Below are 25986 nucleotides of genomic sequence, written 5' to 3'. Positions count from 1 at the left end.
GCGCATCCGTTGCGTGACGCCGTCGGACGACGGTACCGCGCGGGGCGGCGGGGCGGCCAAAAGGCCGTCCGCCGTCCGGGAGCGGGGCCGCGCACGGACGGCCCGGGCCCGGAAGGCGACCCGCTACCGTGGACCGGATGAGCACCGAGGACACGCCTTCGGCCCCCCGCTCCCTCGCGGAAGCGCTCCGCGCGCGGGGCGACGCTTCGCTCGGCGCGCTCCTGCGCAGCCGCCCGGACCTCATCACGCCCGTCCCCACCGACCTGACGCAGCTGGCGACGCGGGCGGGCACGCGTGCCTCGGTCGTCCGGGCCCTGGAGCGGCTGGACCGGTTCACCCTGCAGACGGCGGAGGCGCTTGCGGTCGCCCCGGACCCGGCGGAGTACGGGGACCTGCTGGGGCTCATGGCCGGGGACGACGCCGAACCGGCCGTCGTCGCGGCCCTGCCGCACGCCCTGGACGTGCTGCGCGAGCAGGCCCTGGTGTGGGGTGGCGACGACCGGCTGCGGCTGGTGCGCACCGCGCGCGAACTGCTGTCGCCCTCGCCGCAGCACCCCTCGCCGACCGGTCTGGGCCCGACGGTGCGGGAGGCCGCCTCCGGGATGTCCCCGGGGCGCATCCAGGAGATCGTCACGACCGCCGGGCTGCCCTCCACCCACGACACGGTCTCCGCGGTGACCGCGCTGTCGGCGCTGTTCGGGGACCGCGAACGGATGGCAGCGCTGCTCGACGGGGCCCCGGCCGACTCGCTGGAGGTGCTGGAGCGGCTGGTGTGGGGACCGCCGTACGGGCAGGTGACGGCCGATCCGGCGCCCCGGCTGCGCTGGTTGCTGGACCGCGGGCTGTTGCTGCCGACCGCGCCCGGGACGGTCGTCCTGCCGCGCGAGGTCGCCCTGCATCTGCGGCGCGGGCGGGCGCACCGCACGCCCGAGCCGGTGCCGCCGGTCGTGGAGGCCGCCGCCGCGCACCGTCCACAGGTTGTGGACAGCACCGCCGCCGGACAGGCGTACACCGCGCTCGCCACCGTCGAGGAGCTGCTGAAGGACTGGGACGAGGGCGGCCCCGCGGTGCTGCGGGCCGGGGGCCTGAGCGTGCGCGATCTGAAGCGCACCGCGGTCGCCCTGGACGTGCCCGAGCCGGTCGCCGCGTTCTGGGTGGAACTGGCGTACGCGGCGGGCCTGATCGCCTCCGACGGGGAGGCCGACGAGCGGTACGCCGCGACCCCCGCCTTCGACGAGTGGCGCGAGCAGCCCGCCGCCGAACGCTGGGCGCGGCTGGTCACGGCCTGGCTCGCGGCGACCCGCACGCCCGGACTGGTGGGCGGGCGCGACGCCAAGGACCGGACGCTGTCCGCGCTCGGGCCGGGGCTGGACCGGTCGGCCGCGCCCGAGGTCCGGCACCGGGTGCTGGCGCTGCTGGCCGGGCTGCCCGAGGGGGCCGCGCCGGCCGCCGCGTCGGTGCTCGCCCGGCTGCGCTGGGAGCGGCCCCTGCGCGGCGACCGGAGCGAGGACGATCTGCGCGGGCGGCTCGCCGAGTGGACGCTGGCCGAGGCGGAACTGCTGGGCGTCACGGGCCGGGGCGCGTTGTCGGGGCACGGCCGTGCCCTGCTGGGCCTGCCGCCCGCCCCGGCGAGGCAGACCGCGGCGCAGCCCTCCGGCCCGGGCGACAAGCTGCCCGTCCACCATCACCACCGGCCCGCTCCGCCCGCCCCCCTGTCCCCGGCCGAGCAGGCCGTCGCCTCCGCCGCCGCGGCCCGGCTGCTCGCCCCGCTGCTGCCCGAGCCGCTGGACCACGTCCTGCTCCAGGCCGACCTGACGGCGGTCGCGCCCGGGCCCCTGCGGCGGCCGCTGGCCGACATGCTCGGGGTGCTCGCGGACGTCGAGTCCAAGGGCGGGGCCACCGTCTACCGGTTCACGCCCGGCTCGGTGCGCCGGGCCCTGGACGCCGGGCGGAGCGCCTCGGACCTGCACGCCTTCCTCGCCGCGCACTCGCGTACGCCGGTGCCGCAGCCGCTCGCCTACCTGATCGACGACGTGGCCCGCAGGCACGGGCACCTGCGCGTCGGTGCGGCGTCGTCGTACGTGCGCTGCGACGACGAGGCGGTGCTCAACGAGATCCTCGCCGACAAGCGGGCCGGCGGTCTGGGACTGCGCCGGCTCGCCCCGACCGTGCTGGCCGCGCAGGCCGACCCGGCGGGGCTGCTGGAGGGGTTGCGGTCGATGGGCTTCGCGCCGGCCGCCGAGTCCGCCGAGGGCGATGTGCTGATCACCCGCGCGCTCGCCCACCGCACCCCGCCCCGCAGCGCCCCGGACCCGGTCCCGGACGGCCCGCCCGTGCCCGACGACACCCTCCTGTCGGCCGCGTTGCGCGCGATCCGGGCCGGTGACCTCGCCGCCACGGCTCCGCGCAAGCCCGGCACGGCCCCGGCCGCGGACGGGGCGCTGCCGCGCACCGACTCCGCCGAGACCCTGGCCACCATGCAGGCCGCCGTCCTCACCGGCGAGGCGCTGTGGATCGGTTACGTCAACGCGGAGGGCGCCGCCAGCCAGCGCTTGATCGCCCCGATCCGGGTGGAGGGCGGTTTCGTCACCGCCTACGACCACACCGCCGACGAGGTCCGCACGTATCCGCTGCACCGCATCACCGGGGTCGCGGAGCTCGCCGACGACGCCGGCTGAGACGCCACCGCGGGTTCACCCCTTCGGGTGCACCCCGGCGTTCATGCACGCCACGCCGGGGATGTCCCACCCTCGGGCGACCTTGCCGGGCGTGCCGCATCACGCGCCGGGCACGGGGGCAGCCACCGGGTGTCCTGTTGCGACCCGGTCCCGGGAGGGGTCCGGGTCGGTGCCACTCGAAAGGAAGTCCTTCATGCGCGCTGCCCGCCGGATCGCCGCCGTCCTGGCCACCGCCGTACTGATGACGTTCGGCTCGCTCGCCACTCCGGCCGCCGCGGTGAGCATCGACATCGCCGGTCTCGTCCTGGAGACGCCGCAGATCTGATCCGTTCCGCCGCACCGCCGGGCCGGCCGCGGTGTCCCCGGGCCGGGCCGCGGTCGCGCCGCCCCGACCACCGGCAGGGAAAGGTCCCGTCGCGTCATGCGTGAGAAGTTCGCCGCCGTCGCTCTGTTCGCCGTCGCCCTGCTGGGTGCGGCCGCGCCCGCCGCCACCGCGGGGCCCGCGCTGCCGCTGCCCCTGCCGGTCGCCGGGGTGGAGTCCTTGATCACCGAGGGGGTGAGTGTCGAGGGCCCGTTGGTGAACAACGTCAGTCTGCCCACGCCGGGGTAGCGCCCCGGGTCCGGTAGCTCTCGCCGTCCAGCCGCACGATCTCGGCGTGATGGGCGAGCCGGTCGGCCAGCGCGGGGGCGCACGCGCCGAGGATCTCGTCCCAGCGGCCGAGGGGGCGGTCGCCGGTGACGATCAGCGAGGCGCGTTCGTAGCGGTGGGCGACCAGCCGGAACAGCAGGCCCGCGGCCGCCGCGTCGAGCGGCGCGTAGCCGAGCTCGTCGACGATCAGGAGGGGGTGATCGTCGAGGGCGGTCAGCTCCGCGTCGAGCCGGCCGGCGGCCCGGGCCGCGGCCAGCCGGGCGGCCCAGTCGGCGGCGGTCGCGAACCGTACGGCGTGCCCGGCCCGGCAGGCCCGCACGCCGAGGGCGATGGCGAGGTGGGTCTTGCCGGTCCCCGGTGGTCCGACGAAGACCACGTTGCGCCGGGCGGTGACGAAGTCCGCCTTGCCGAGCCGGGCGAGGGCCTCCCGGTCCACGCCGCGCGGGTGCCGGTCGTCGAAGTCCTCCAGCAGCTTCCGGGCGGGGAACCCGGCGGCACGGATCAGCTCCTCGGCGTCGAAGCCGGCACCGCCCCGCACGGGCTCGGCCGGCCCGGTCCGGCGGGGGCCCGGCAGCGCGGCGACGGGAACGCCGGGCGTCCACGGATCGGCCCGGCCCGGCTCAGGAGCCTCGGTCCACGGTGCCCCGGGGACCCGCCCCGCATCCTCGGGCGCCCCCCGCCCGCCATGACCCCGCTCCGGCGCCTCGGTCCACGCGGTCTCCGGGGCCCGCCCGGACGGCTCGGGTGTCCGGTGGCCGGTGTGCGCCGCGGGGTCGTCGGGGCACGGGCTCTCCCGGTGGTGCGCGGCGGGCCGCTCCGCGGTGGCGGGTCCGGGTGACCGGGACGGCTCGTCGTGGGGGCGTGCGCCGTGGGCACGGTCGGCGTGCGCGGCCATCGGTCCCGACATGTACGCGAGGATCGCCGCCGAGACGATGAACGCCATGTGGATCACCGTGCCCCACAGCAGGGAGTGGTGGGAGGTGTGGTGGACGTCCACGAACATCTGCAGGAGGTGGACCGAGGAGATCCCGACGATCGCCGTGGCGAGCTTGACCTTGAGGACGTTGGAGTTGACGTGCGAGAGCCACTCCGGCTGGTCGCGGTGGCCCTGCAGGCCGATGCGCGAGACGAACGTCTCGTAGCCGCCGACGATCACCATGATCAGCAGGTTGGCGATCATGACCACGTCGACCAGCTTGAGCACGGCCAGCATGACGTACGTCTCGGTGGCGTGCCCGCCCACGCACATGCGGATTAAGGTCCACAGCTCCTTGAAGAACTTGTAGACGTAGACGCCCTGGGCCGCCACGAGCCCGAAGTAGAGCGGGGCCTGGAGCCAGCGCGTGGCGAACAGGGCGTATCCGAGCGTGGTGGTCGGCGGATTCTGCACGATCCGCATTCTTCGGGTCCGGGAAGGAAAAACTGAATTCACACCACACGTTGGGATGAATAGGCATTCTGTACGACCGGACGCACAGATCACACCACGTGACACGGTGGATCAGGCACACTGGACGTTTGGCCGAGGCGTCGAGCTGTCGAGCCGTCCGAGCCGTCCGGCCGCAGAAAGGATGCCGCGCGTGAATGGTCCGCTGATCGTCCAGTCCGACAAGACCCTGCTCCTGGAAGTCGACCACGAGCAGGCCGACGACTGCCGTCGGGCCATCGCCCCGTTCGCCGAACTGGAACGGGCGCCCGAGCACATCCACACCTACCGGGTGACCCCGCTGGGCCTGTGGAACGCGCGCGCGGCCGGTCACGACGCCGAGCAGGTCGTGGACGCACTGGTGCAGTACAGCCGCTACCCGGTGCCGCACGCGCTGCTGGTGGACATCGCCGAGACGATGGACCGCTACGGCCGCCTCACCCTCTCCAAGCACCCGGCGCACGGACTGGTCCTGACCACCACCGACCGTCCGGTGCTGGAGGAGGTCCTGAAGTCCAAGCGCATCACCCCGCTGGTCGGTGCCCGGATCGACCCGGACACCGTCGCGGTGCACCCCTCCGAGCGCGGGCAGATCAAGCAGACGCTGCTGAAGCTGGGCTGGCCGGCCGAGGACCTCGCCGGGTACGTCGACGGCGAGGCGCACGCGATCGAGCTGGCCGAGGAGGGCTGGGCGCTGCGGCCGTACCAGAAGCAGGCCGTGGAGAACTTCTGGCACGGCGGTTCGGGCGTCGTCGTCCTGCCCTGCGGCGCGGGGAAGACGCTGGTCGGTGCGGGCGCGATGGCCCAGGCGAAGTCGACGACGCTGATCCTCGTCACCAACACCGTCTCCGCCCGGCAGTGGAAGCACGAGCTGGTGAGGCGGACCTCGCTGACCGAGGAGGAGATCGGCGAGTACAGCGGGACGCGGAAGGAGATCCGGCCCGTCACGATCGCCACCTACCAGGTGCTGACGACCCGGCGCAAGGGCGTCTACCCGCACCTGGAGCTGTTCGACTCCCGGGACTGGGGGCTGATCCTCTACGACGAGGTGCACCTGCTGCCCGCGCCGGTCTTCAAGTTCACCGCCGACCTCCAGGCCCGACGCCGGCTGGGGCTGACCGCGACCCTGGTCCGCGAGGACGGCCGGGAGTCGGACGTGTTCTCCCTGATCGGTCCCAAGCGGTTCGACGCGCCGTGGAAGGAGATCGAGGCGCAGGGCTACATCGCGCCCGCCGACTGCGTCGAGGTCCGCGTGAACCTCACCGACTCCGAGCGGCTCGCGTACGCCACGGCCGAGGCGGAGGAGAAGTACCGCTTCTGTGCGACGACCGCGACCAAGCGGAAGGTCACGGAGGCGATCGTCCGCCGCTTCGCCGGGCAGCAGATCCTGGTCATCGGCCAGTACATCGACCAGCTCGACGAACTGGGCGAGCACCTCGGGGCGCCCGTGATCAAGGGCGAGACGTCCAACGCGCAGCGGGAGAAGCTCTTCGACGCCTTCCGCGCGGGCGAGATCAGCGTGCTCGTGGTGTCCAAGGTCGCGAACTTCTCGATCGACCTGCCGGAGGCGACGGTGGCGATCCAGGTGTCGGGCACCTTCGGTTCCCGGCAGGAGGAGGCCCAGCGCCTCGGCCGGGTGCTGCGGCCCAAGTCGGACGGCCACCAGGCCCACTTCTACTCCGTGGTCGCCCGCGACACCATCGACCAGGACTTCGCCGCCCACCGCCAGCGCTTCCTGGCGGAGCAGGGCTACGCGTACCGGATCATGGACGCGGACGAGCTGCTGGCGGAGAGCTGAGGCCCGCGGGTCCGCTCACCGGTGGCGGCGGACCACGCCGACCTCCTCCCCGTACTGACCGAGGATGATCACGTCGAAGGCGGCGCCCGCGAAGACCTTGACGGCGCGCAGGGCATCGCCGAGACGGTGGCGGTGGCTGCCCGCCACGGCGGTGGCGCCGGGCGGGCGGCCCGGTGCCGGGGCGGGGTGGACGGTTGCTGCGCTCATGTCTCCATGGTGCGTTTCGACCCATAAGGCCCGCGTCGGTCTCGGGACGGAACCTCCCGGCCGTCCGTGTACGCCTGTGGGCCGACCGGTCCCCCCGAGGAGGAGGGGCCCGCCCCCGCCCGTCCCCTAGGGGACGGAAAAACCGTTCGCGGGTGGTGGCCCCGCTCCTCTAAGATCTCCGCTCTTGCCCGCCTCCCTCACGGAGTGCCGCCGACCGGACGGAAACCGGCCGGCATCTCACCGCCCTTCCCCAGCAGGTCCCTCCGGAGGCACCCCCTTGTCCACGCCCGTCGACGATCCGCTCTCCCGCGAGCGCTCCCACCTCGCGGCGTCCCGTTCCGCCTTGCGCGCCATGCGCGAGGACGTCGAGGCCCTCGACATCACCGACGTCACCGCGAACTGGGTCAACGCCGAGGTGCTGGCCCGCCAGATCGAGGAGCGCATCAAGTCGCTGGCCGACCTCAGCGACACCCCGCTGTTCTTCGGCCGGCTCGACTACCTGCACGCGCCCGGGAGCGACCGGGCGGAGGGAGCGGAGGGGGAACGCTTCTACATCGGGCGGCGGCACGTGCACGACCACGACGGCGACCCCATGGTCATCGACTGGCGCGCACCCGTCTCGCAGCCGTTCTACCGGGCGTCCAAGAAGGACCCGATGGACATCGCGCTGCGCCGCCGCTTCGGCTACACGGGCGGCGACCTCACCGCCTATGAGGACGAGCACCTCTCCGACCCGGCGGAGGCGGCCCGCACCAGCAAGCTGCTCCAGCAGGAGATCGAGCGCCCGCGCGTAGGTCCCATGCGGGACATCGTCGCGACGATCCAGCCCGAGCAGGACGAGATCGTGCGGTCCGGGCTCGCCGGCTCGGTGTGCGTCCAGGGAGGCCCGGGCACCGGGAAGACCGCCGTCGGCCTGCACCGCGTCGCCTACCTGCTGTACGCCCACCGCGAGCGCCTGGCCCGCACCGGCACGCTGGTCATCGGGCCGAACCGGTCCTTCCTGCACTACATCGAGCAGGTGCTGCCCGCGCTCGGCGAGCTGACCGTGCAGCAGGCCACCGTCGAGGACCTGGTGGCCCACGTCGTGATCACGGGCACGGACGAGGCTGCGGCCGCGATCGTCAAGGGCGACGCCCGCATGGCCGAGGTGCTGCGCCGGGCGCTGTACTCCCACGTCACGATGCCCACCGAACCGGTCGTGGTGGTGCGCGGCTCCCGCCGCTGGCGCGTCCCGGCGTACGAACTGCAGGACATCGTCCGCCAGTTGCTCGACCGGGACATCCGCTACGGCGCCGCCCGGGAGGCCCTGCCGCAGCGCATCGCGCACGCCGTGCTGGTGCAGATGGAGCGCTCGGGCGAGGCCCCGGACGACCGGGTGCAGGACGCGGTGGCCCGCAACAGCGCGGTGAAGGCGGCGGTGAAGGCGATCTGGCCGGCCGTCGACCCGGCGAAGCTGGTGCTGCGGCTGCTGTCGGACGCGGAGTTCCTCGCCGGGCACGCGGAAGGGATCCTCGACGCGGACGAGCAGAAGGCGATCCTGTGGGCCCGGCCGGCGCGCAGCGTGAAGTCGGCCAAGTGGTCGGCCGCCGACGCCGTCCTGGTGGACGAGGCCACCGACCTGGTCCAGCGCACGCACTCCCTCGGGCACGTCGTCCTGGACGAGGCGCAGGACCTCTCCCCCATGCAGTACCGGGCGGTGGGCCGCCGCTGCACCACCGGCAGCGCCACCGTCCTCGGCGACCTGGCGCAGGGCACCACGCCGTGGGCGACGCGCGGCTGGCAGGAGGCGCTGGCGCACCTCGGCAAGGCGGACGCGGTGATCGAGGAGCTGACGGCCGGTTTCCGTGTGCCGACGGACGTCATCACCTACGCCTCACGGCTGCTGCCGGACATCGCCCCCGGCCTCACCCCGGTGGTGTCGATCCGTGAGAACCCGGGCCACTTCGAGGTCCGGCCGGTGTCGGGCGCGGCGGACGTGGTCGACGCCTGCCGGGACGCGCTGCGCAACGAGGGCTCGACGGGCCTGATCGCGGCGGACGCCCGGGTCCCGGAACTCGCCGAGGCACTGAAGCGGGCCGGGATCGCCTACCTCGGCCCCGGCGAGGAGACCACGCGGGAGACCCGCCTGACCCTGGTCCCGGCGTCCCTCGCCAAGGGCCTGGAGTACGACTACGTCGTCCTGGACGAGCCGCGCGCGGTGGTCGACGGCGAACCGGACGAACGGACGGGTCTGCGCCGCCTGTACGTGGCCCTCACCCGAGCGGTGTCGGGCCTGACGGTCACCCACACGGCACCGCTGCCCCCGCAGCTGGCCTAAGGCCTGTCCGACACTTCCCTCCTGCCTCGCGGCGACGGCGGAAGTCGTCAGACAGACCCTAGGGCGCCGCCAGGGGAGCGGGGGACGTGTGCCGCACGCCGTCCACCGCGGCCCGCCACTCGGCCACGGCCTGCGCCGACACCGGCTCGTCCCAGCCGCCCGGGCGGGCCGCGCCGCCGATGTGGAAGCCGTCGACCCCGGCCTCGAGCAGCACCGGCACGTGGTCGAGCCGCAGCCCGCCGCCCACCAGCAACTGCTGCTCGTAGCCCGGCTCACCGGCGCGCCCGGCCTCCGCGAGCAGTACGGGCAGCCCGCCGTCGACGCCGTCCGCCGAGCCGGCCGTCAGGTAGGTGTCCAGACCGGGCAGCCCGTCCAGCTGCTTGCGCAGGGCGTCCCGGTCGGCGGCCCGGTCGATGGCCCGGTGGAAGGTCCAGGGGCATCCGTCCAGCGCGGCCACCACCCGCTCCACGGCCGCCAGGTCCACCGCGCCTCCGGCGTCGAGGAAGCCCAGCACGAACTCCTCGGCGCCGGCCTCCCGCAACTGCGCGGCCGTACCGGCGAGCCGGTCGACGTCCCCCGCGGCGAACCCGTCGGCGAGACGGATCATCACCCGCAGGGAGATGTCGACCGCACGCCGGATCCCGGCGACGGTGGCGGGCGACGGGGTGAGTCCGTCGGCCGCCATGTCGGTGACCAGCTCGAGGCGGTCAGCGCCTCCCTCCTGGGCGGCGACCGCGTCCTCGACGCCGAGGGCGATCACCTCCAGGACTGCACGCTTGCTCATGGGGCCCCTTCGTCGGCATCGCGTCGGCGTTCGATGACAGGTCTAGTCCAATCACAGACTACGCTGCCCATTCCCGCCGCCTCCCACGCCCCGGGGACCTGCTCACCCGTAGATGTTCAGCTCCTTCGCCTCCACCCCGGCGAGTTCGAACACGGCCCCGCCGGCGGGCCGTCCCGCGTACAGCCTGACCAAGGTCGGCCCGTCGCCGATGAAGCGGCCCGGGGGCCGCTCCCCGCCGCTCCCGCCGAGCCGCAGCGGCTCGTCCAGGTCGTCGAGGTCGGCGTGCAGCGGCACGTGTCCCCGCTCCCGGGTGATGCGGGCGAGGAGTTCCAGCGCGTCGGGCAGCCCGGCCCCGCCGTACGCCCCCGGTTCGCCCAGGGCCTCGCGCACGTCCCCGGCGTGCACCCACTCCCCCAGGGCGAGACCGTCCAGCTTCCCGCCGGCCCGGGCGATCACCGGCCCGGCCGCGGTCATCCCGCGCTCCAGTTCGTCCACGACCTCGGCGTCGCTCCAGCCGGACCGCTCGGCGATGTCGCGGTCGTTGGACTCGGGCGAGAACACGCCCGGCTCGAGCCTGCCCTCGGCCGTCCGGGTCAGCGCGGCGGAGCAGTGGGCCAGCACGTCCCGCACCGTCCAGCCCGGGCACGCGGCCACCGGCCGGGCGAAGTCCTCGGCGCGCCGGCCCCGCAGCAGCGGGATCAGCGCGTCGCGTTCCGTCGCGAGCAGCCGCCCGGGCTGCTCGGGGTCCCGTACGTCGTGCACGTCAGCAGGAGTCGTCATGGGCCCCACGCTAGGTGCCCGGGCCCTCCGGGCGGGAGAATGCGCCCATGGCCGACCCGGAGACCCTGCGCACCCGTTTCGTCCGTGCCCTGGAGGCGGTCCGGGGGCCGTCCGGCGGGCCGGACCCGGTGCCCTACGCCGACAACCTGCTCGCCCGCTGGCAGGAGCCCCACCGCCGCTACCACACGGCCGGGCACCTGACGGCGGTCCTGGACCGCGTCGACGAGCTGGAGCGGTACGCCCGGGACCCGGACGTGGTGCGGCTGGCCGCCTGGTTCCACGACGCGGTGTACCTGCCCGACCGCTCCGAGAACGAGGAGCGCTCGGCCCGCCTGGCCGAGCGGGCCCTGCCGGAGGCGGGCGTCCCGGACGCCCAGGTGGCCGAGGTGGCCCGCCTGGTCCGGCTCACCGTCACCCACGACCCCGCCGACGACGACCCCGACGGCCAGGTCCTGTGCGACGCCGACCTGGCCGTCCTCGCCTCCCCGCCCTCGGCGTACGCCGCGTACACCGCCGCCGTCCGCGAGGAGTACCACTTCGTGCCGAACGAGCCCTTCCGCACGGGACGCGCCGCGATCCTGCGCCGGCTCCTGGACCTGCCACGGCTGTTCCGGACACCGCACGGCGCGGCCGAGTGGGAGGCCACGGCCCGGTACAACCTGTCCTCCGAGCTGGAAATGCTGTCGCTGCCGAGCGTGGACCCCTCGTAGTCTGCCCGGCATGTGGACCACGGGTGCGGAACAGGTGGAGCAGGCCGTCGCCGAGTGCGTGGGGCTGCTGGGGACGGTCACCGGCCGCGACTGGGAGGGCGTCGAGGCCGGGCGGCTGGAGTGGAGCTGCCGGCGCACGGCCGTGCACATCGCGGAGGACCTCATCGCGTACGCCGGGCAGTTGGCCGGGCGGGAGCAGGAGTCGTACACGCCGTTCGACGTCGTGCTGGAGGAGGGCGCCGGCAACGCGGACACGCTGCGGGTGATCGGCACGACGGGGGCGCTGCTGGCCGCAGCGATCCGCACCACGCCGCGCGAGGTGCGGGCCTTCCACCCCTACCCCTTCCGCAGCGCGAACCGCGAGGGCTTCGCCGCGATGGGCGTGGCCGAGGTGCTGCTGCACACGCACGACGTCGCCGAGGGCCTGGGGCTGGCGTACGAACCGGCCCCCGAGCTGTGCGCGTTCGTGCTCGGCCGGATCTTCCCGCACGTGCGGCCCGGCGAGACACCCTGGCGGACGCTGCTGTGGGCCACGGGACGCGGCGAGTTGCCCGGACGGCCCCCGGTCGGCGGCTGGCGCTGGAGCAACAACCTGGTCATCGGCACCGAACGGCTCACCCTCCAGGGCGTCACCCCGGCGGCGGCCGCCGACCTGGCCGCGGTGGGCGACGGCGGCTTCGCGTGGATCGAGGGCGGCCCGGTGGAGGGCACCCGGGTGGGCGCCGGGCTGCTGCACCGGCAGTACGAGGACGGGGTGCACCTGCCCGAGTGGGGCATGTACGCGCTGGTGCGCCGCGAGGACGGCCGGGCGCTGGGCGCCATGGGGTTCCACGGCGTGCCGGACGCGGAGGGGCTGACCGAGATCGGCTACGACCTGGTCGAGGGCGCCCGCGGCCACGGCTACGCCACCGAGGCGCTGCGCGCGCTGTCCCAGTGGGCGCTGGGCCGGCCGGAGGCGCGGACCGTCGTCGCGAACGTCGAGCGGGGCAACACGCCGTCGCAGAACGTGCTCGCGCGGGCCGGCTTCACCCGGGTCGCGGAGGACCCCGAGCACCTGACCTACGAGCTGCGCGAACCCGGCGAGGGGTAGCGGCCCTTGGCCCGGCGCAGTCCCGCCGCGTGCAGCAGCCGCACCACCTCGCGGCTGCGCACCTCCACGGCACCGGCGGCCACCGCGTCCGCGTACCGCTGGGCGGGGATGTCGTAGTGGTCGCGTTCGAAGGCGCGGCGGGGCACGCCCAGGCGTTCGGCGAAGGCGTGGAGTTCGTCGTAGGAGACGTCGCTGATCAGGTGGGACCACAGGCGGCCGTGGCCCGGCCAGGTCGGCGGGTCGATGTAGATGGTCACCCGGACCTCACGAGGACGCGGGACCGCCGAGGGCCTCGCCCAGCGATCCGACGGCGGCGACCTTCACCCCGGCCTCGCCGCACACCCAGTGCGGGTCGGGCCCCAACTCCGGTTCCACGTCGAGCGCGTGGGGCTGGCCGGTGCCGCACACCGGGCACAGGGGCCAGCGGCCGTAGCGCTCCAGCAGCGCGTCCTGCACGTCCTGCGCGACCAGCCCGGCCACGTACCGCGCGCCCTCCGGCCACTGCTCGACCCACCACCGCCGCTGTGTGACGGACTCCTCGACCAGCGACACGACGTCCGCCTCCGCGACGCGTCCCGCGACGAGGTCGGCCAGCACGAGGGCGCGCGCGGCGTGCAGCGCCTGCTCCAGGGGGCTGATGGGGTCCATGCACCCATTGTGCGCACTCTTGACCCGGACGCCGCGCCGAAAATATCTTTCAGTGGTGACCCGTGACGTGAAGGAAATTTTCGCCCGGGACCGCGGCGGTCCCGGCGGCACGGTCGGCGCCCCGCCCGCCCCCGCGGCCCTCGCGGCCAAGGTCCGCACGCTCGGCCCGTCGATGACGCGCTCCATGCAGCGCGTCGCCGAGGCCGTCGCGGGCGATCCCGCCGGCTGCGCGGCGCTCACGGTCACCGGCCTCGCCGAGCTGACCGGCACCAGCGAGGCGACCGTCGTACGCACCGCGCGGCTGCTGGGCTATCCGGGTTACCGGGACCTGCGGCTGGCCCTGGCCGGGCTCGCCGCGCAGCAGCAGTCGGGCCGGGCCCCCGCCATCACCACGGACATCGCGGTCGACGACCCGATCGCCGACGTCGTCGCCAAGCTCGCCTACGACGAGCAGCAGACCCTCGCCGACACCGCGGCCGGCCTCGACACGGTCCAGCTGGGAGCGGCCGTCACCGCGCTGGCCTCGGCCCGGCGCACCGATGTCTACGGCGTCGGCGCGTCCGGGCTGGTCGCCCAGGACCTCACCCAGAAGCTGCTGCGCATAGGGCTGATGGCGCACGCGCACAGCGACCCGCACCTGGCCGTCACCAACGCCGTGCAGCTGCGCGCGGGCGACGTGGCGATCGCCGTCACGCACTCGGGGTCGACGGGCGACGTCATCGAGCCGCTGCGGGTGGCCTTCGAGCGCGGCGCCACGACGGTCGCCATCACCGGCCGCCCGGACGGCCCCGTCACCCAGTACGCCGACCACGTCCTGACCACCTCCACCGCCCGGGAGAGCGAGCTGCGTCCGGCGGCCATGTCGTCGCGGACCGGACAGCTCCTCGTGGTGGACTGCCTGTTCGTGGGGGTGGCGCAGCGGACGTACGAGTCGGCGGCGCCGGCGCTCTCGGCGTCCTACGAGGCGCTGGCCCACCGGCACCGTTCCTGAGCCGGCCGCCCCGCCCAGCACCGGAAGCACACGGAAAGAGCCGTCCATGACCTCCGCCCCCGAATCCCGTGACGTCCGCACCGAGTTGGCGATGCTGACCACCGAGGCCTTCCGGCCGGAGCTGGCCGAGGTCGACCGGCTGCCCACGCTGGACATCGCGCGGCTGATGAACGCCGAGGACGCGACCGTGGCCGGGGCGGTCGCGGCGCGGCTGCCCGAGATCGCGGCCGCGATCGACGCCGTCGCCGAGCGCATGGCCCGCGGCGGCCGGCTCGTCTACGCGGGCGCGGGCACGGCGGGCCGGCTGGGCGTCCTGGACGCCTCGGAGTGCCCGCCGACGTTCAACACCGACCCGTCCCGGGTGGTCGGCCTGATCGCGGGCGGCCCGCAGGCCCTGGTGACCTCGATCGAGGGCGCGGAGGACTCCCCTGACCTGGCCCGGGCCGATCTGGAGCCGCTCGGCCTGACCGCGGACGACACGGTGGTCGGCGTCTCGGCCTCCGGCCGCACCCCGTACGCCGTCGGCGCGGTCGAGTACGCCCGGCAGCGGGGCGCCCTCACCGTCGGCCTGTCCTGCAACGCGGGCAGCCCCCTGGCCGCCGCCGCCGACCACGGCATCGAGGTCGTCGTCGGCCCGGAACTGCTCACCGGCTCCACCCGGCTGAAGGCCGGCACCGCACAGAAGCTCGTCCTGAACATGCTCTCGACGATCACGATGATCCGCCTGGGCAAGACCTACGGGAACCTGATGGTCGACGTCCGGGCCTCCAACGACAAGCTCCGCGCCCGCTCCCACCGCATCGTCGCCCTCGCCACGGGCGCCGAGGACAAGGAGATCGAAGAGGCCCTCACCGCCACGGACGGCGAGGTGAAGAACGCGATCCTCACGATCCTGGCCGACGTGGACGCCCCGACGGCGGCCCGTCTGCTGCGGGAGGCGGACGGCCACCTCCGGGCGGCCCTGGACGCCCACTCCCCGGGCCGGCCGGAGGACGGCCGCACCTGAGGGCGGCACCCCGCCGGCCGTGACGGCCCGGCCGGGCCGTCACGGCCGGCGGCTCACGTGAGCAGCACCGTCGGGCCGGACACCACCACGGCGACCCGCCGCTCCTCCTCCGGCGGCTGCGCCCGCTCGGCTTCCGCCTTCGCGGCGAGGGCCTCGACCGCCGCGTTGAACCGCCGCAGCGACGTCGGGTGGTCCGGGCCCAGGACGTACTCCTTGAGGACGCGGCGCTCGGGCGCCATCGGGTCGTGCCGGGGCTCGCGCACCGAGCGGAGGATCTCCGGCAGCCGGGTGCAGTCCCGGTCGAGGAGGTACGCGCCCCCGGCCGTGGTGTAGGCCGCCCGGAAGTCCTCATCGGGCAGGTCCTCCGCGTTGGTCAGGACGTACGGCTTGAGGCCGGCCACGAAGTCCGCGACGACGGACGACACGTCACTGACGAGCATGTCGGCCTCGTCGAAGCACGCGTACAGCGTCGGCAGCCGACCGGTGATCACCTCGTGCCGCACCGGCCCCCGGCTCGCCCAGAACAGGCGGTGCCACTCGGCGCGCAGCTCGTGCCACTCGTCCTCGCCGTCCGGGCCCGGGACCCGGGCCTCGCGCGTCTGCTGGGCGTCGTCGCCGTGCAGCCGTCCGGACAGTTCGCCGAGCCGGGCCCGGATCTCGTCCATGCGCGGCCGGGCCGCGGCGATCGCGGACTGCGCCCGCTCGGCGTCCCGCCCCTCGTTGCCGGCGCGCAGCAGCTCCCGGACGGCCCGGTCCGCCTCGGCCGCCGCGCGCGAGCGCTTGCCGGTGAGGGGGTGGGGTTTGTAGAGGACCCGGACGTTCTCCGCGATCAGCTTCTCGACCAGTGTCACGCCCATCGGGATCAGGGACGTGTGGCAGTCGTCGTCGCTCCACCCCTCCCAGGTCGGCGCGTACAGCACGGTCGGCAGCGGTCCCGGCACGTGGTCGGCGTGCAGCCGGATCGACGACAGCTGGGGGCGGCCCACCTCGACGATCGCGGAGTCGCTGATGGCGTGCCGCACCCGCCGGTAACGGTCGCGCCCGGCCCGGCCGGCCACCCAGATCTCGTCGTAGACCTTGCTCACGCGGTTGCTGCTGGCGAGCTTGTCGCTGTCGCCGTGCCCGATGAACACGTGCTTGGCCTCGGCGACGCGCAGCATGTGCACGTTCTTGCCCGCGTTGCCCGGGTAGAGGACGACCCGCAGCTCGGGCAGCTCCAGCTGCGCCACGTCGTCCGCCTTCGGCACGCACACCACGGGGATCCGCGTCCGGCTCAGGAAGCGGAACGAGGCGCGCTCGCGCAGGATGATCAGCGGCCGGCGGTCGAGCTGCTCCAGCGTCTCGATCCACATGTTGACCTGGTACATGAAGTCCCGGGAGACGGACGCGAAGCTGAAGTACAGCGCCACCTCCGGGCGGTACGCGGCCAGTTGCCGGTTGACCTCGGCGATCACGGCGTCCCGCCCCGGCATCCGGCGGGCCCGGCGCAGCTGGCCGAGCAGCGCCACCACGGCCGCCGCCGTCAGCCCGGCGGTCAGCGCGAAACCGGCCCCTGCGGCCTGCCACGCGCCCGCCGCGAGCGCGGCGAGCAGTCCCGCGTGCGCCAACAGGTCCAGGTGCAGCAGCTTGCGCAGGAAGCGCCGGTACAGGAAGGCGGGCGGGGCCTGCGGGATGCCCGCCTCGCTCATGTCGAGGTTGCGCACCACCACGGGCAGCACGCGCCGCCGACGTATCGCGTGGTGCACGGCCGAGTACAGGATCACCAGGGTGAAGTGCAGGCTGAACACCGCCAGCGCGGCGACCAGCACGGAGCCGGGCGCGTCCATGCGCTCGGCCAGCGCGAGCAGCATCACCGTCCGCACGGCGAACCGCAGGGTACGGGTCAGCTGCAGCGCGGCCAGCCGGCGCACGAAGGCCGGAGCACGGGCGTGGAGCACCTCGTCGGCCGCGTACGTCACGAGCGAGGCCACGGCGAAGCCCCACAGCGACGGCAGCAGCGCGAAGAGGGGAAGTGCGGCGAAACCGGCGGCGAACAGGAACACAAGCAAGAGGTCGGTCTTCCCGCGCACACGCAGGACACCGCACAGCCAACGGAACGTCATCGACGGGCTTTCTCTCGGGCAGACGTGGATTCCGGGCGGCGTTCGGTGGGGCGTACGCCGGGGTGTACGCGCGATACGCCTGTTCGACGGCGATGAGGGGCAAATGGTTGTACACCCGGAGATCATTCGTACGCCACCTCGACTTCACCTCCCGGTCGACCTGTCGCGCCCGGGCGGGAGTGCGTCACCGCGCAGGACGGCGGCTCCCGCTGGATCACCCGATCGTGGTGGTCCCGCACGGCCCGGGACGACGCCTGGTGGGCTGCCCTCACCCGCGGCGAGGTACCGAGGCAGCAGCGCCCCGCCCGCCCCCGGGCGCACATCTCGCCGGCCGCGCTCGGCCGCACGGCGCCCGTGCCGTCCCTCCCCCGGGCCGACTGCGCGGCACTCGCCCCGCCGGTGACGCAGTGGTTCGAGCGGGGCGCCTCGGAGGAGGACGTGCTGCGGGCCCTCACGGCCGGGCTGCCGACCCCCGTGCACCAACCCCGCCGCCCTGGTCCGGACCCGATGACCGGCGAGCTCCCGCCGCCGCCCGCCCCGCGTCCGCCGCTGCCTGTCCTGGAGTGCGCGGCCTGCGGCGATCCGGGGCGTCCGGAAGCCCTGGAGGGCGGCCGGTGCAGCGGCTGCCGCGGCGAGCGCGCCCCCGCACGCCCGCCGCGCCCCTGCCCGCCCCCGCCGTCCACGACCGGGCCGCCGCCATCCGCGCCGCGCTGTTCCGGCGCCGCCGGGAGCCGTACCGGCCCACGGAGGACAATGGGCGGCATGAACCACGCCCAGCTGACCGCACTCGGCCGTGCCCTCCGTCTGCTCGGCGAGCACGGGGAGGTCCTGACCGCCGACACGCCGGACGCCAAGCTGCACGAGGTCAAGGCGGACCTGCGACGGGCCCTGGACCTGCTGGAGGAGAGCGTCTCGAACGCCGCGCCCAGCACCCGCTGCCCGGAGCACCCGAACGGGCCGGTGGACGAGGCCGCTCCGGACCTGTGCCTGCTGTGCGAGACCCGGCGCCGGGCGGCCCGCCGGGCGGAGTTCAACGGACCCGCCCCGTACCAGCCGCAGACCGAGCCGGTCCAGTCCCGCTACGGCGTGCGCGGCGACCGCCCGCAGCCCCAGCAGCGCTGGCTGCCGGAGCTGTGGAACGGCCAGACCTGGCAGCTGTGCGGCACCCCGCGGCGGGACCGCCGCGAGGCAGAGCTGTACATCGCGGCCCAGCGCCGCGCGCCCCGGGCCGCCATGGCGTACCGCCTGGTGCACGAGTTCACCGACTACGAGGTCCTGCGCGTGTGGGGCACGCCCGTGCGCGTCGACATCGAGCCGATGGGCAACCTCTAGACGTTCACAGCAGCGGCAGCGGGCGGAACTCGTGGTTCTCCCACAGGCGCCGGGCGGTCTCCTCCGGGTACGGCGCGACCACCGGCTCGGCGTCCAGCACCTGCACCAGCCGCTGCTCGTCGTAGACCGGCCAGCCCGGGTCGCCCGTGCGGGCGAACGCCGACCAGGAGGAGCGGAAGCGGGCGGACAGCGCCAGGGCCTCGGCGGACGGCTCGGCGCCCGCGAAGAACAGCGCTCCCAGGTCCGCGCCGTAGGTGCCGAACAGCAGCGGGATGTCCAGGGCGTGGCAGGCGCCGAGCGCGCCGCCGTTGCCGGGGGCGGCCCAGGTCAGTTCGTAGACGTGCGCGGTGCCGCCGCCCGTGCGCTGCGCCTCGGCCAGGTGCAGGGAGGGCATGGAGAACAGCCACTCCGTCTGCACGCGTTCGTACAGCTCGCCCGCGCAGGCGCCGGGGAAGGCGGCGCGGTAGGACTGCTCGCCGCCGGGCGCGAACAGGCGCAGGGCCGAGGCCGCCCGCTCCTCGCCGACCCCGCCCAGGTGCCCGGCCATGGCGAGGAAGAGGCGGTACTCCTCGCGGTTGTGGCCGACGACCAGACCCACGTCCCGGGCGGCTCCGGCGGCCAGGGCCCGCCAGGGGGTGTCCGGCAGGATCTCGCCGTCGACGACCGGGGCGAACGGCGTGGCGGTGGGCGCGGCCTGGCCCCAGCGGTCGACGTACCGGGTCATCTTGGTGCTCAGCGTCTCGCCCGCCCCGGGCAGCCGGCGCGGGTCCACCGCCGACAGGTCGGCGACGGTCGGGCGCAGACCCAGCTCCGCGGCGAGGGCGCGGCCCATGTCGGCGGCGAGTTCGGCGGAGAAGAACGTGCCCGGCACGCTCTGCGCGATGGCCCGGCGGAACAGCCCCGCGGCCCGCTCCATGCCGAGCAGCGAGGCGATCGAGCCCGCGCCGGCCGACTCGCCGAAGAGCGTGACCAGCCCGGGGTCGCCGCCGAACGCCTCGATGTTGTCCCGCACCCACTCCAGGGCCGCCACCTGGTCGAGCAGGCCCCGGTTGGCGGGAGCGCCCTCGATGGCGGCGAAGCCCTCCATGCCGACGCGGTAGTTGAAGGTGACGACCACGACGTCGCCGTCGGCCGCGACGTGCCGGGCGTCGTAGCCGGGACTGCCGGCGTGGCCGAGCTTGTAGGCGCCGCCGTGGATCCACACCATGACCGGACGGCGGGCGGCCGGGTCGGGGTCGGGCGTCCAGACGTTGACCGTGAGCCACTCGTCGCCCTGGGGCACGTCGATCAGACCCGGGCCGCCCATCAGGCCGAGGTCCTGCGGGGGCGGCGGGCCGAAGGCGTGGGCCTCCCGCACGCCGTCCCAGGGCGCGGCGGGCCGGGGCGCCCGGAAGCGGGCCTCGCCGACCGGGGGCGCGGCGAAGGGGATGCCGCGGAAGACGGCGAGCCCCTCCTCCCGTCGGCCGCGGACCGCACCGGCGGTGGTGCGCACCACCGGCCCGGGGCCGTCCGTCGAGGGGCGGGGCTCGGACGTCGTCATCTGGGTCTCCTCACGAAGTGCCGTCGGACAAGCGCCCGTTCAGTGTCCATCGGCCGTCGCGAGCGGATCCGGGCACCCCGTGCCCGCCGGCTCAGCTGAGGGTCTTCAGGGCGGCCGGGTCGTAGGCGGCGAGGTCCTCGAAGCGGCCGGAGAGCACCTTGCGGGCCCACTCGGGGTCCTGGAGCAGTGCGCGGCCGACGGCGACCATGTCGAACTCGTCGCGCTCGAAGCGGTCGAGGAGGTCGTCGAGGTCACCGACCTCGGCGCCCTCGCCCTGGAAGGACTTGAGGAAGTCGCCGCCGTTCAGGCCGACCGAGCCGACGGTGATGGCGGGCCTGCCGGTGATCTTCTTGGTCCAGCCGGCGAGGTTGAGGTCGGAGCCGTCGAACTCGGGGACCCGGTAGCGGCGGGTGGAGGCGTGGAAGGCGTCGACGCCGGCGGCCGCGAGCGGGGTCAGGATCGACTCCAGCTCCTCGGGCGTCTCGGCCAGGCGGGCGCGGTAGGCCTCCTGCTTCCACTGCGAGTAGCGGAAGATGACGGGGAAGTCGGCGGAGACGGTCTCGCGGACGGCCGCGACGATCTCCGCGGCGAACCGGGCGCGGGCGACCCGGTCGCCGCCGTAGGCGTCGGTGCGGCGGTTGGTGCCCTCCCACAGGAACTGGTCGAGCAGGTAGCCGTGGGCGCCGTGCAGCTCCACGCCGTCGAAGCCGATGCGCTCGGCGGCCGCGGCGGCCTCGGCGAAGGCGCCGATGACGGCGTCGACGTCGGCCTGGGTCATGGCCTTGCCGGTGGGCTCGTCGGCGCCGATGCGCAGCCCCGAGGGGCCGACGGCGGGGGCGTCCGCGACGGGCGGCTCGCCCTGGTTGCGGACCATGCCGATGTGCCACAGCTGCGGCACGATCGTGCCGCCCGCGGCGTGCACCGCCTCGGCGACCTTCGCCCAGCCCGCGAGCTGCTCCTCGCCGTGGAAGCGCGGCACGCGGTCGCTCTGCCCGGCCGACTCGTGCCCGACGTAGGTGCCCTCGGTGACGATGAGGCCGACCCCGGCGGCGGCGCGGCGCGCGTAGTAGGAGACGACGTCCTCGCCGGGCACGCCGCCCGGGGAGAACATGCGGGTCATCGGGGCCATCGCGATCCGGTTCGGAACGGTCAGGCCGTTCAGGGACACGGGCCGGGACAGGAGGTCGGCTGCGCGGGAGGCGACGTCGGTCACGTGGGGGCTCCTTCGGATACCGGACAGTACGCGCATACCGGTGAGTATGTGCATGCGCATAGGACATCCGCTTCAACGGCCCGGCCGCGGTGGCCCATCCCGCGCTCCGGTGTGATCCCGCACACGCCCGAGGGCGGCACCTCCTGCCGGAACAGGAGGTGCCGCCCTCAGGAAGGACGTCGATCGACCGGGTCGATCAGAAGTCCATGTCACCGCCCGGCATGCCGCCGCCGGCCGGCGCGGCGGCCTTCTCCGGCTTGTCGGCGATGACGGCCTCGGTGGTGAGGAACAGCGCGGCGATGGAGGCGGCGTTCTGCAGCGCGGAACGGGTCACCTTCGCCGGGTCGATGATGCCCTCGGCGATCATGTCGACGTACTCACCGGTCGCGGCGTTCAGGCCGTGGCCGACCTGGAGGTTGCGGACCTTCTCCACGACGACGCCGCCCTCGAGACCACCGTTGACGGCGATCTGCTTCAGCGGGGCCTCCAGCGCGAGCTTCACGGCGTTGGCGCCGGTCGCCTCGTCACCGTCGAGCTCCAGCTTCTCGAAGACCTGGGAGGCCTGCAGCAGGGCCACGCCACCACCGGCGACGATGCCCTCCTCGACGGCCGCCTTGGCGTTGCGCACGGCGTCCTCGATGCGGTGCTTGCGCTCCTTGAGCTCCACCTCGGTGGCGGCACCGGCCTTGATGACCGCGACACCGCCGGCGAGCTTCGCCAGGCGCTCCTGCAGCTTCTCGCGGTCGTAGTCCGAGTCGCTGTTCTCGATCTCGGCGCGGATCTGGTTGACCCGGCCCTGGACCTGCTCGGCGGAGCCGGCACCGTCGACGATGGTGGTCTCGTCCTTGGTGATGACGACCTTGCGGGCCTTGCCCAGCAGGTCGAGCGTGGCGTTCTCCAGCTTGAGGCCGACCTCCTCGGAGATCACCTCGCCGCCGGTGAGGATGCCGATGTCCTGCAGCATCGCCTTGCGGCGGTCGCCGAAGCCCGGGGCCTTGACGGCGACGGACTTGAAGGTGCCGCGGATCTTGTTGACGACCAGGGTCGACAGGGCCTCGCCCTCGACGTCCTCGGCGATGATCAGCAGCGGCTTGCCCGACTGCATGACCTTCTCCAGGAGCGGGAGCAGGTCCTTGACGTTGGAGATCTTGGAGTTGGCGATCAGGATGTACGGGTCGTCGAGGACGGCCTCCATACGCTCCATGTCGGTGGCGAAGTACGCCGAGATGTAGCCCTTGTCGAAGCGCATACCCTCGGTGAGCTCCAGCTCCAGACCGAAGGTCTGGGACTCCTCGACGGTGATGACGCCTTCCTTGCCGACCTTGTCCATTGCCTCGGCGATAAGCTCGCCGATCTGGGTGTCGGCGGCGGAGATGGAGGCCGTGGAGGCGATCTGCTCCTTGGTCTCGACGTCCTTGGCCTGCTCGAGCAGGGCGGCGGAGACGGCCTCGACGGCCTTCTCGATACCGCGCTTCAGGGCCATCGGGTTGGCACCGGCGGCCACGTTGCGCAGACCCTCGCGCACCAGGGCCTGGGCGAGGACGGTCGCCGTGGTCGTACCGTCACCGGCGACGTCGTCCGTCTTCTTGGCGACTTCCTTGACCAGCTCGGCGCCGATCTTCTCGTACGGGTCCTCGAGCTCGATCTCCTTGGCGATGGACACACCATCGTTGGTGATCGTGGGCGCGCCCCACTTCTTCTCGAGGACGACGTTGCGGCCCTTGGGGCCGAGCGTCACCTTCACGGCGTCCGCGAGCTGGTTCATGCCGCGCTCGAGGCCGCGCCGCGCCTCCTCGTCGAACGCGATGATCTTGGCCATGTGAAGTGGTCCCTCCAGGACTGGGGGTGATGACTCCGGACCGCGCCCGCGCCCGCGACGGACGGCTCGCCTGCCTCGTGGTTCCTTCCCACTTCGGCCTGCGGGCCTCACCGACCCGGTCCTTACGTTGTCACTCTCACCTTCAGAGTGCTAACGCAATGATTAGCACTCGACCCCTGCGAGTGCAAGCGCCTCCCGGGATCGGGCGGGGCGCTCAGCCGCCCGCGAACACCGCCCCGCACGGCTCCCGAGCAGGCGGAAGGGCCCGCACCCCGGGGGGTACGGGCCCTTCCGCGAAGACCGGTCGCGTGAGCTTGTGGTCGTGGTGCGCGTTCAGGCAGAGACGCGAACCATGTCGGCCTGCGGCCCCTTCTGGCCCTGCGAGATCTCGAACTCGACCCGCTGGCCCTCTTCCAGGGTGCGGTAGCCGTCCATCTGGATCGCGCTGTAGTGGACGAAAACATCCGCACCACCGTCGACCGCGATGAAGCCGTACCCCTTCTCCGCGTTGAACCACTTGACGGTGCCCTGAGCCATGCCTAACTCCCCTATTACTGGCCCTTGCACAGATCCACACTTCGCGGACCCGGGTCAGACCTCACCCCCCACGGTTGGGGGCGTGCGCCGGAACGCGTCGACCGCGGCTGAATGTATCTGTCCAACTGCCGTCTGCAACAGGTCAATCGGACGAGAATTCTGGACGCTCAGGGTCCGGAATGTGGGGAGAGTTCGCCCGAATTCAGGGCAAGTCGGGCCACACAAAAAGAACAAAAGCCGCGAAAGACGCGCACACTTTGGCTACATCTTGTCGGGCTCGCGGCAGGAATTCAGGGTTCCGGTCAGTGGATCCGGAACGCGTTCCCCAACTGTACCGCGCTCAATCACACAGAATTGCCCCCTCCGCTTCTCTCACGGTGGGGGCAATTCGATGTACGCACGGTGACCGGCATTACTCAAGGTAATAATCAAGCCGGTCGACCGGATTCAGCCGCCGGCGACCGCCGGGATGATCGACACTCCGGCACCGTCCGGCGTGGCCGTCTCCAGCCCCTGCTCGAACCGCACGTCGTCGTCGTTGACGTACACGTTGACGAACCGCCGCAGCTTGCCCTGGTCGTCCAGCACGCGGGCGGCGATCCCGGTGTGGTTCTTCTCCAGGTCGGCGATGACCTCCCCGAGGTTCGCGCCCTCGGCGGAGACCTCGGCCTGCCCGCCGGTGTAGGTGCGCAGGATGGTGGGGATGCGAACGGTGACGCTCATGACTTCGGAACCTCCGGTTTGGTGACGGACCCAGGGGCGCGGGGAACTGCGCGAACAACCCCCACCGGCCCGCAGCGAACAACGATCAGACGAGCCCGGCTGCCCGGAACGACTCCAGACTCGGGCGAATGGTCGCGGTCAGCCCCGTGCCCGCCACCGCGTCCAGGGTCTTCAGACCGTCCCCGGTGTTGAGCACCACAGTCGTCTTCGCCGGGTCGAGGGCCCCGTTCGCGACGAGCTTCTTCGTCACACCCACCGTCACACCACCGGCGGTCTCCGCGAAGATGCCCTCGGTCCGCGCCAGGATCTTGATGGCGTCGACGATCTGCTCGTCCGTGACGTCCTCCACCGCACCACCGGTCCGCCGCGCGATGTCCAGCACGTACGGCCCGTCCGCCGGGTTGCCGATCGCCAGGGACTTGGCGATCGTGTCCGGCTTCTGCGGACGCACCACGTCGTGGCCGGCCTTGAACGCCGTCGACACCGGCGAGCAGCCCTCGGCCTGCGCACCGAAGATCTTGTACGGCCTGTCCTCGACGAGGCCGAGCCCGATCAGCTCCTGCAGGCCCTTGTCGATCTTCGTGAGCTGCGAGCCGGAGGCGATCGGCACCACGAGCTGGTCGGGCAGCCGCCAGCCGAGCTGCTCGCAGATCTCGTACGCCAGGGTCTTGGAGCCCTCCGCGTAGTAGGGCCGCAGGTTGACGTTGACGAAGCCCCAGCCCTCACCCGCCGGGTCGCCGATGAGCTCGGAGCAGAAGCGGTTGACGTCGTCGTAGTTGCCCTCGATGCCGACCAGCTCGCCGCCGTAGACGGCGGCCATGACGACCTTGCCCTGCTCCAGGTCGTGCGGGATGAACACGCAGGAGCGGAATCCGGCCCGGGCCGCGGCGGCGCCCACCGCGCCGGCCAGGTTGCCGGTGGAGGAGCAGGACAGGGTGGTGAAGCCGAAGGCGCGGGCGGCCTCCAGGGCCTGCGCGACGACCCGGTCCTTGAAGGAGTGCGTCGGGTTGCCGGAGTCGTCCTTGACGAACAGCTTGCCGCCGTCGACCCCCAGCTCACGGGCGAGGTTGTCGGCCTTGACGAGCTTGGTCCAGCCCGGGTTGATGTTCGGCTTGTCCGCGACGTCGGCCGGGACCGGCAGCAGCGGGGCGTAGCGCCAGATGTTCGCGGGTCCCGCCTCGATCCGCTTGCGCAGCTCCTCGGCGTCGTAGGACGAGAAGTCGTAGGCGATCTCCAGCGGGCCGAAACACTCCTCGCAGGCGAAGACCGGGCCGAGGGGCACGCGGTGACCGCACTCGCGGCAGCTGAGGGCCGCGGCGGGACCGAGGTCTACGGTGGAGTCGGTGGTGCTTGCAACAGTCTGCACAGCCATGTGAGGCGAGGCCCTTTCTCCTCATCTTCCTCACGGCGCACTTCGCCGTGAGACGGATTTGGCACCTTCCCTAGCCGGGAGCCTCGCGACGCGGTCACCAGTGACCTACGAGAACCGACTGGAGGGTTGCCGGGGCTTCATCGGGCCGTTTCCCTCTGCCCCTCTGGATGAGCTGTATGTGGTTGTAGGCGGCGTACGACCCCGGACATGCGAGGGTCATCCGCGTTGTTCAAGACTGTAACCGACGACCAGGACAGTTGAGAT

The 25986-nt window shown here is 73.4% G+C and carries 23 protein-coding genes and 1 riboswitch; of the genes, 10 read left to right on the top strand and 13 right to left on the bottom strand.

What is annotated here, in order from left to right:
- The first annotated feature begins 137 nt into the window (after window positions 1–137).
- From Q5694_RS23925 to Q5694_RS23915, 3 genes are all read left to right on the top strand, one after another.
- On the top strand, window positions 138–2678 hold the full coding sequence (locus Q5694_RS23925; protein ID WP_333935329.1) for a helicase C-terminal domain-containing protein: 2541 nt from the start codon (window positions 138–140) through the stop codon (window positions 2676–2678).
- Between the two features lie 193 nt (window positions 2679–2871).
- The gene (locus Q5694_RS23920; RefSeq protein WP_333935328.1) at window positions 2872–3003 is read left to right on the top strand and encodes a hypothetical protein; all 132 of its coding nucleotides are present in this window, start codon (window positions 2872–2874) and stop codon (window positions 3001–3003) included.
- A gap of 96 nt (window positions 3004–3099) precedes the next feature.
- A complete protein-coding gene (locus Q5694_RS23915) occupies window positions 3100–3288 on the top strand; it encodes a hypothetical protein (protein ID WP_333935327.1) in 189 nt (62 codons plus the stop codon).
- Here Q5694_RS23915 and istB read toward each other — a convergent pair.
- The gene (istB, locus tag Q5694_RS23910) at window positions 3266–4726 is read right to left on the bottom strand and encodes an IS21-like element helper ATPase IstB (protein WP_443040931.1); all 1461 of its coding nucleotides are present in this window, start codon (window positions 4724–4726) and stop codon (window positions 3266–3268) included. The two genes, Q5694_RS23915 and istB, sit on opposite strands and share 23 nt — an antisense overlap.
- Before the next feature lie 181 nt (window positions 4727–4907).
- On the opposite strand from istB, the gene Q5694_RS23905 reads away from it, so the two are divergent.
- Complete coding sequence (locus Q5694_RS23905) at window positions 4908–6551, top strand: DNA repair helicase XPB (RefSeq protein ID WP_333935325.1); 1644 nt, start codon at window positions 4908–4910, stop codon at window positions 6549–6551.
- A 15-nt stretch (window positions 6552–6566) separates the two neighbouring features.
- On the opposite strand, the gene Q5694_RS23900 is transcribed toward Q5694_RS23905, so the two are convergent.
- Entirely contained in the window at window positions 6567–6758 is a 192-nt protein-coding gene (locus Q5694_RS23900; RefSeq protein WP_333935324.1) for a hypothetical protein, read from the bottom strand.
- A 277-nt stretch (window positions 6759–7035) separates the two neighbouring features.
- Between Q5694_RS23900 and Q5694_RS23895 the strand changes: the two genes are divergently transcribed.
- Window positions 7036–9075 (top strand): HelD family protein, encoded by a 2040-nt coding sequence (locus Q5694_RS23895; protein WP_333935323.1) that lies wholly within the window; start codon window positions 7036–7038, stop codon window positions 9073–9075.
- A 58-nt stretch (window positions 9076–9133) separates the two neighbouring features.
- Here the strand turns inward: Q5694_RS23895 and Q5694_RS23890 are convergent, their stop codons facing one another.
- Both Q5694_RS23890 and Q5694_RS23885 read right to left on the bottom strand, forming a co-directional pair.
- Complete coding sequence (locus Q5694_RS23890; RefSeq protein WP_333935322.1) at window positions 9134–9859, bottom strand: copper homeostasis protein CutC; 726 nt, start codon at window positions 9857–9859, stop codon at window positions 9134–9136.
- Between the two features lie 102 nt (window positions 9860–9961).
- Window positions 9962–10639, bottom strand: coding sequence for a maleylpyruvate isomerase family mycothiol-dependent enzyme (locus Q5694_RS23885; RefSeq protein WP_333935321.1), 678 nt, complete (start codon window positions 10637–10639; stop codon window positions 9962–9964).
- Between the two features lie 47 nt (window positions 10640–10686).
- Between Q5694_RS23885 and Q5694_RS23880 the strand changes: the two genes are divergently transcribed.
- The gene (locus Q5694_RS23880; RefSeq protein ID WP_333935320.1) at window positions 10687–11349 is read left to right on the top strand and encodes an HD domain-containing protein; all 663 of its coding nucleotides are present in this window, start codon (window positions 10687–10689) and stop codon (window positions 11347–11349) included.
- 10 nt (window positions 11350–11359) lie between these two features.
- A complete protein-coding gene (locus Q5694_RS23875) occupies window positions 11360–12439 on the top strand; it encodes a GNAT family N-acetyltransferase (RefSeq protein ID WP_443040930.1) in 1080 nt (359 codons plus the stop codon).
- Here Q5694_RS23875 and Q5694_RS23870 read toward each other — a convergent pair.
- Both Q5694_RS23870 and Q5694_RS23865 read right to left on the bottom strand, forming a co-directional pair.
- Window positions 12409–12696 carry a DUF4031 domain-containing protein gene (locus Q5694_RS23870; protein WP_333935319.1) on the bottom strand — a complete coding sequence of 96 codons (288 nt, stop codon included), beginning with the start codon at window positions 12694–12696 and terminating at the stop codon, window positions 12409–12411. The two genes, Q5694_RS23875 and Q5694_RS23870, sit on opposite strands and share 31 nt — an antisense overlap.
- 7 nt (window positions 12697–12703) lie before the next feature.
- A complete protein-coding gene (locus Q5694_RS23865; protein ID WP_333935317.1) occupies window positions 12704–13087 on the bottom strand; it encodes a hypothetical protein in 384 nt (127 codons plus the stop codon).
- A 55-nt stretch (window positions 13088–13142) separates the two neighbouring features.
- On the opposite strand from Q5694_RS23865, the gene Q5694_RS23860 reads away from it, so the two are divergent.
- The gene (locus Q5694_RS23860; RefSeq protein ID WP_333935316.1) at window positions 13143–14078 is read left to right on the top strand and encodes a MurR/RpiR family transcriptional regulator; all 936 of its coding nucleotides are present in this window, start codon (window positions 13143–13145) and stop codon (window positions 14076–14078) included.
- A gap of 46 nt (window positions 14079–14124) precedes the next feature.
- Complete coding sequence (gene murQ / locus Q5694_RS23855) at window positions 14125–15084, top strand: N-acetylmuramic acid 6-phosphate etherase (protein ID WP_333935315.1); 960 nt, start codon at window positions 14125–14127, stop codon at window positions 15082–15084.
- 53 nt (window positions 15085–15137) lie between these two features.
- On the opposite strand, the gene Q5694_RS23850 is transcribed toward murQ, so the two are convergent.
- Window positions 15138–17186 (bottom strand): hypothetical protein, encoded by a 2049-nt coding sequence (locus tag Q5694_RS23850; protein ID WP_333935314.1) that lies wholly within the window; start codon window positions 17184–17186, stop codon window positions 15138–15140.
- A 762-nt stretch (window positions 17187–17948) separates the two neighbouring features.
- On the opposite strand from Q5694_RS23850, the gene Q5694_RS23845 reads away from it, so the two are divergent.
- Complete coding sequence (locus tag Q5694_RS23845; protein WP_333935313.1) at window positions 17949–18518, top strand: hypothetical protein; 570 nt, start codon at window positions 17949–17951, stop codon at window positions 18516–18518.
- A 4-nt stretch (window positions 18519–18522) separates the two neighbouring features.
- Here the strand turns inward: Q5694_RS23845 and Q5694_RS23840 are convergent, their stop codons facing one another.
- The 6 genes from Q5694_RS23840 to thrC all read right to left on the bottom strand — a co-directional run bounded on the left by Q5694_RS23840 (window position 18523) and on the right by thrC (window position 25722).
- Window positions 18523–20058 (bottom strand): carboxylesterase/lipase family protein, encoded by a 1536-nt coding sequence (locus Q5694_RS23840; protein WP_333935312.1) that lies wholly within the window; start codon window positions 20056–20058, stop codon window positions 18523–18525.
- A 91-nt stretch (window positions 20059–20149) separates the two neighbouring features.
- Window positions 20150–21307 carry an NADH:flavin oxidoreductase gene (locus Q5694_RS23835; protein ID WP_443040929.1) on the bottom strand — a complete coding sequence of 386 codons (1158 nt, stop codon included), beginning with the start codon at window positions 21305–21307 and terminating at the stop codon, window positions 20150–20152.
- A 160-nt stretch (window positions 21308–21467) separates the two neighbouring features.
- Complete coding sequence (gene groL / locus Q5694_RS23830; protein ID WP_333935309.1) at window positions 21468–23090, bottom strand: chaperonin GroEL; 1623 nt, start codon at window positions 23088–23090, stop codon at window positions 21468–21470.
- Between the two features lie 333 nt (window positions 23091–23423).
- The gene (locus tag Q5694_RS23825) at window positions 23424–23627 is read right to left on the bottom strand and encodes a cold-shock protein (RefSeq protein WP_010035953.1); all 204 of its coding nucleotides are present in this window, start codon (window positions 23625–23627) and stop codon (window positions 23424–23426) included.
- Between the two features lie 447 nt (window positions 23628–24074).
- Window positions 24075–24350 (bottom strand): MoaD/ThiS family protein, encoded by a 276-nt coding sequence (locus tag Q5694_RS23820; protein ID WP_134033403.1) that lies wholly within the window; start codon window positions 24348–24350, stop codon window positions 24075–24077.
- An 85-nt stretch (window positions 24351–24435) separates the two neighbouring features.
- Complete coding sequence (gene thrC / locus Q5694_RS23815; RefSeq protein WP_333935308.1) at window positions 24436–25722, bottom strand: threonine synthase; 1287 nt, start codon at window positions 25720–25722, stop codon at window positions 24436–24438.
- 18 nt (window positions 25723–25740) lie between these two features.
- Window positions 25741–25896: riboswitch (SAM riboswitch) on the bottom strand.
- Window positions 25897–25986: the final 90 nt, after the last annotated feature.

It is taken from the genome of Streptomyces sp. AHA2, from assembly GCF_036857595.1.
Taxonomy (GTDB): domain Bacteria; phylum Actinomycetota; class Actinomycetes; order Streptomycetales; family Streptomycetaceae; genus Streptomyces.
This window is presented reverse-complemented; position numbering and strand designations above follow the sequence as displayed.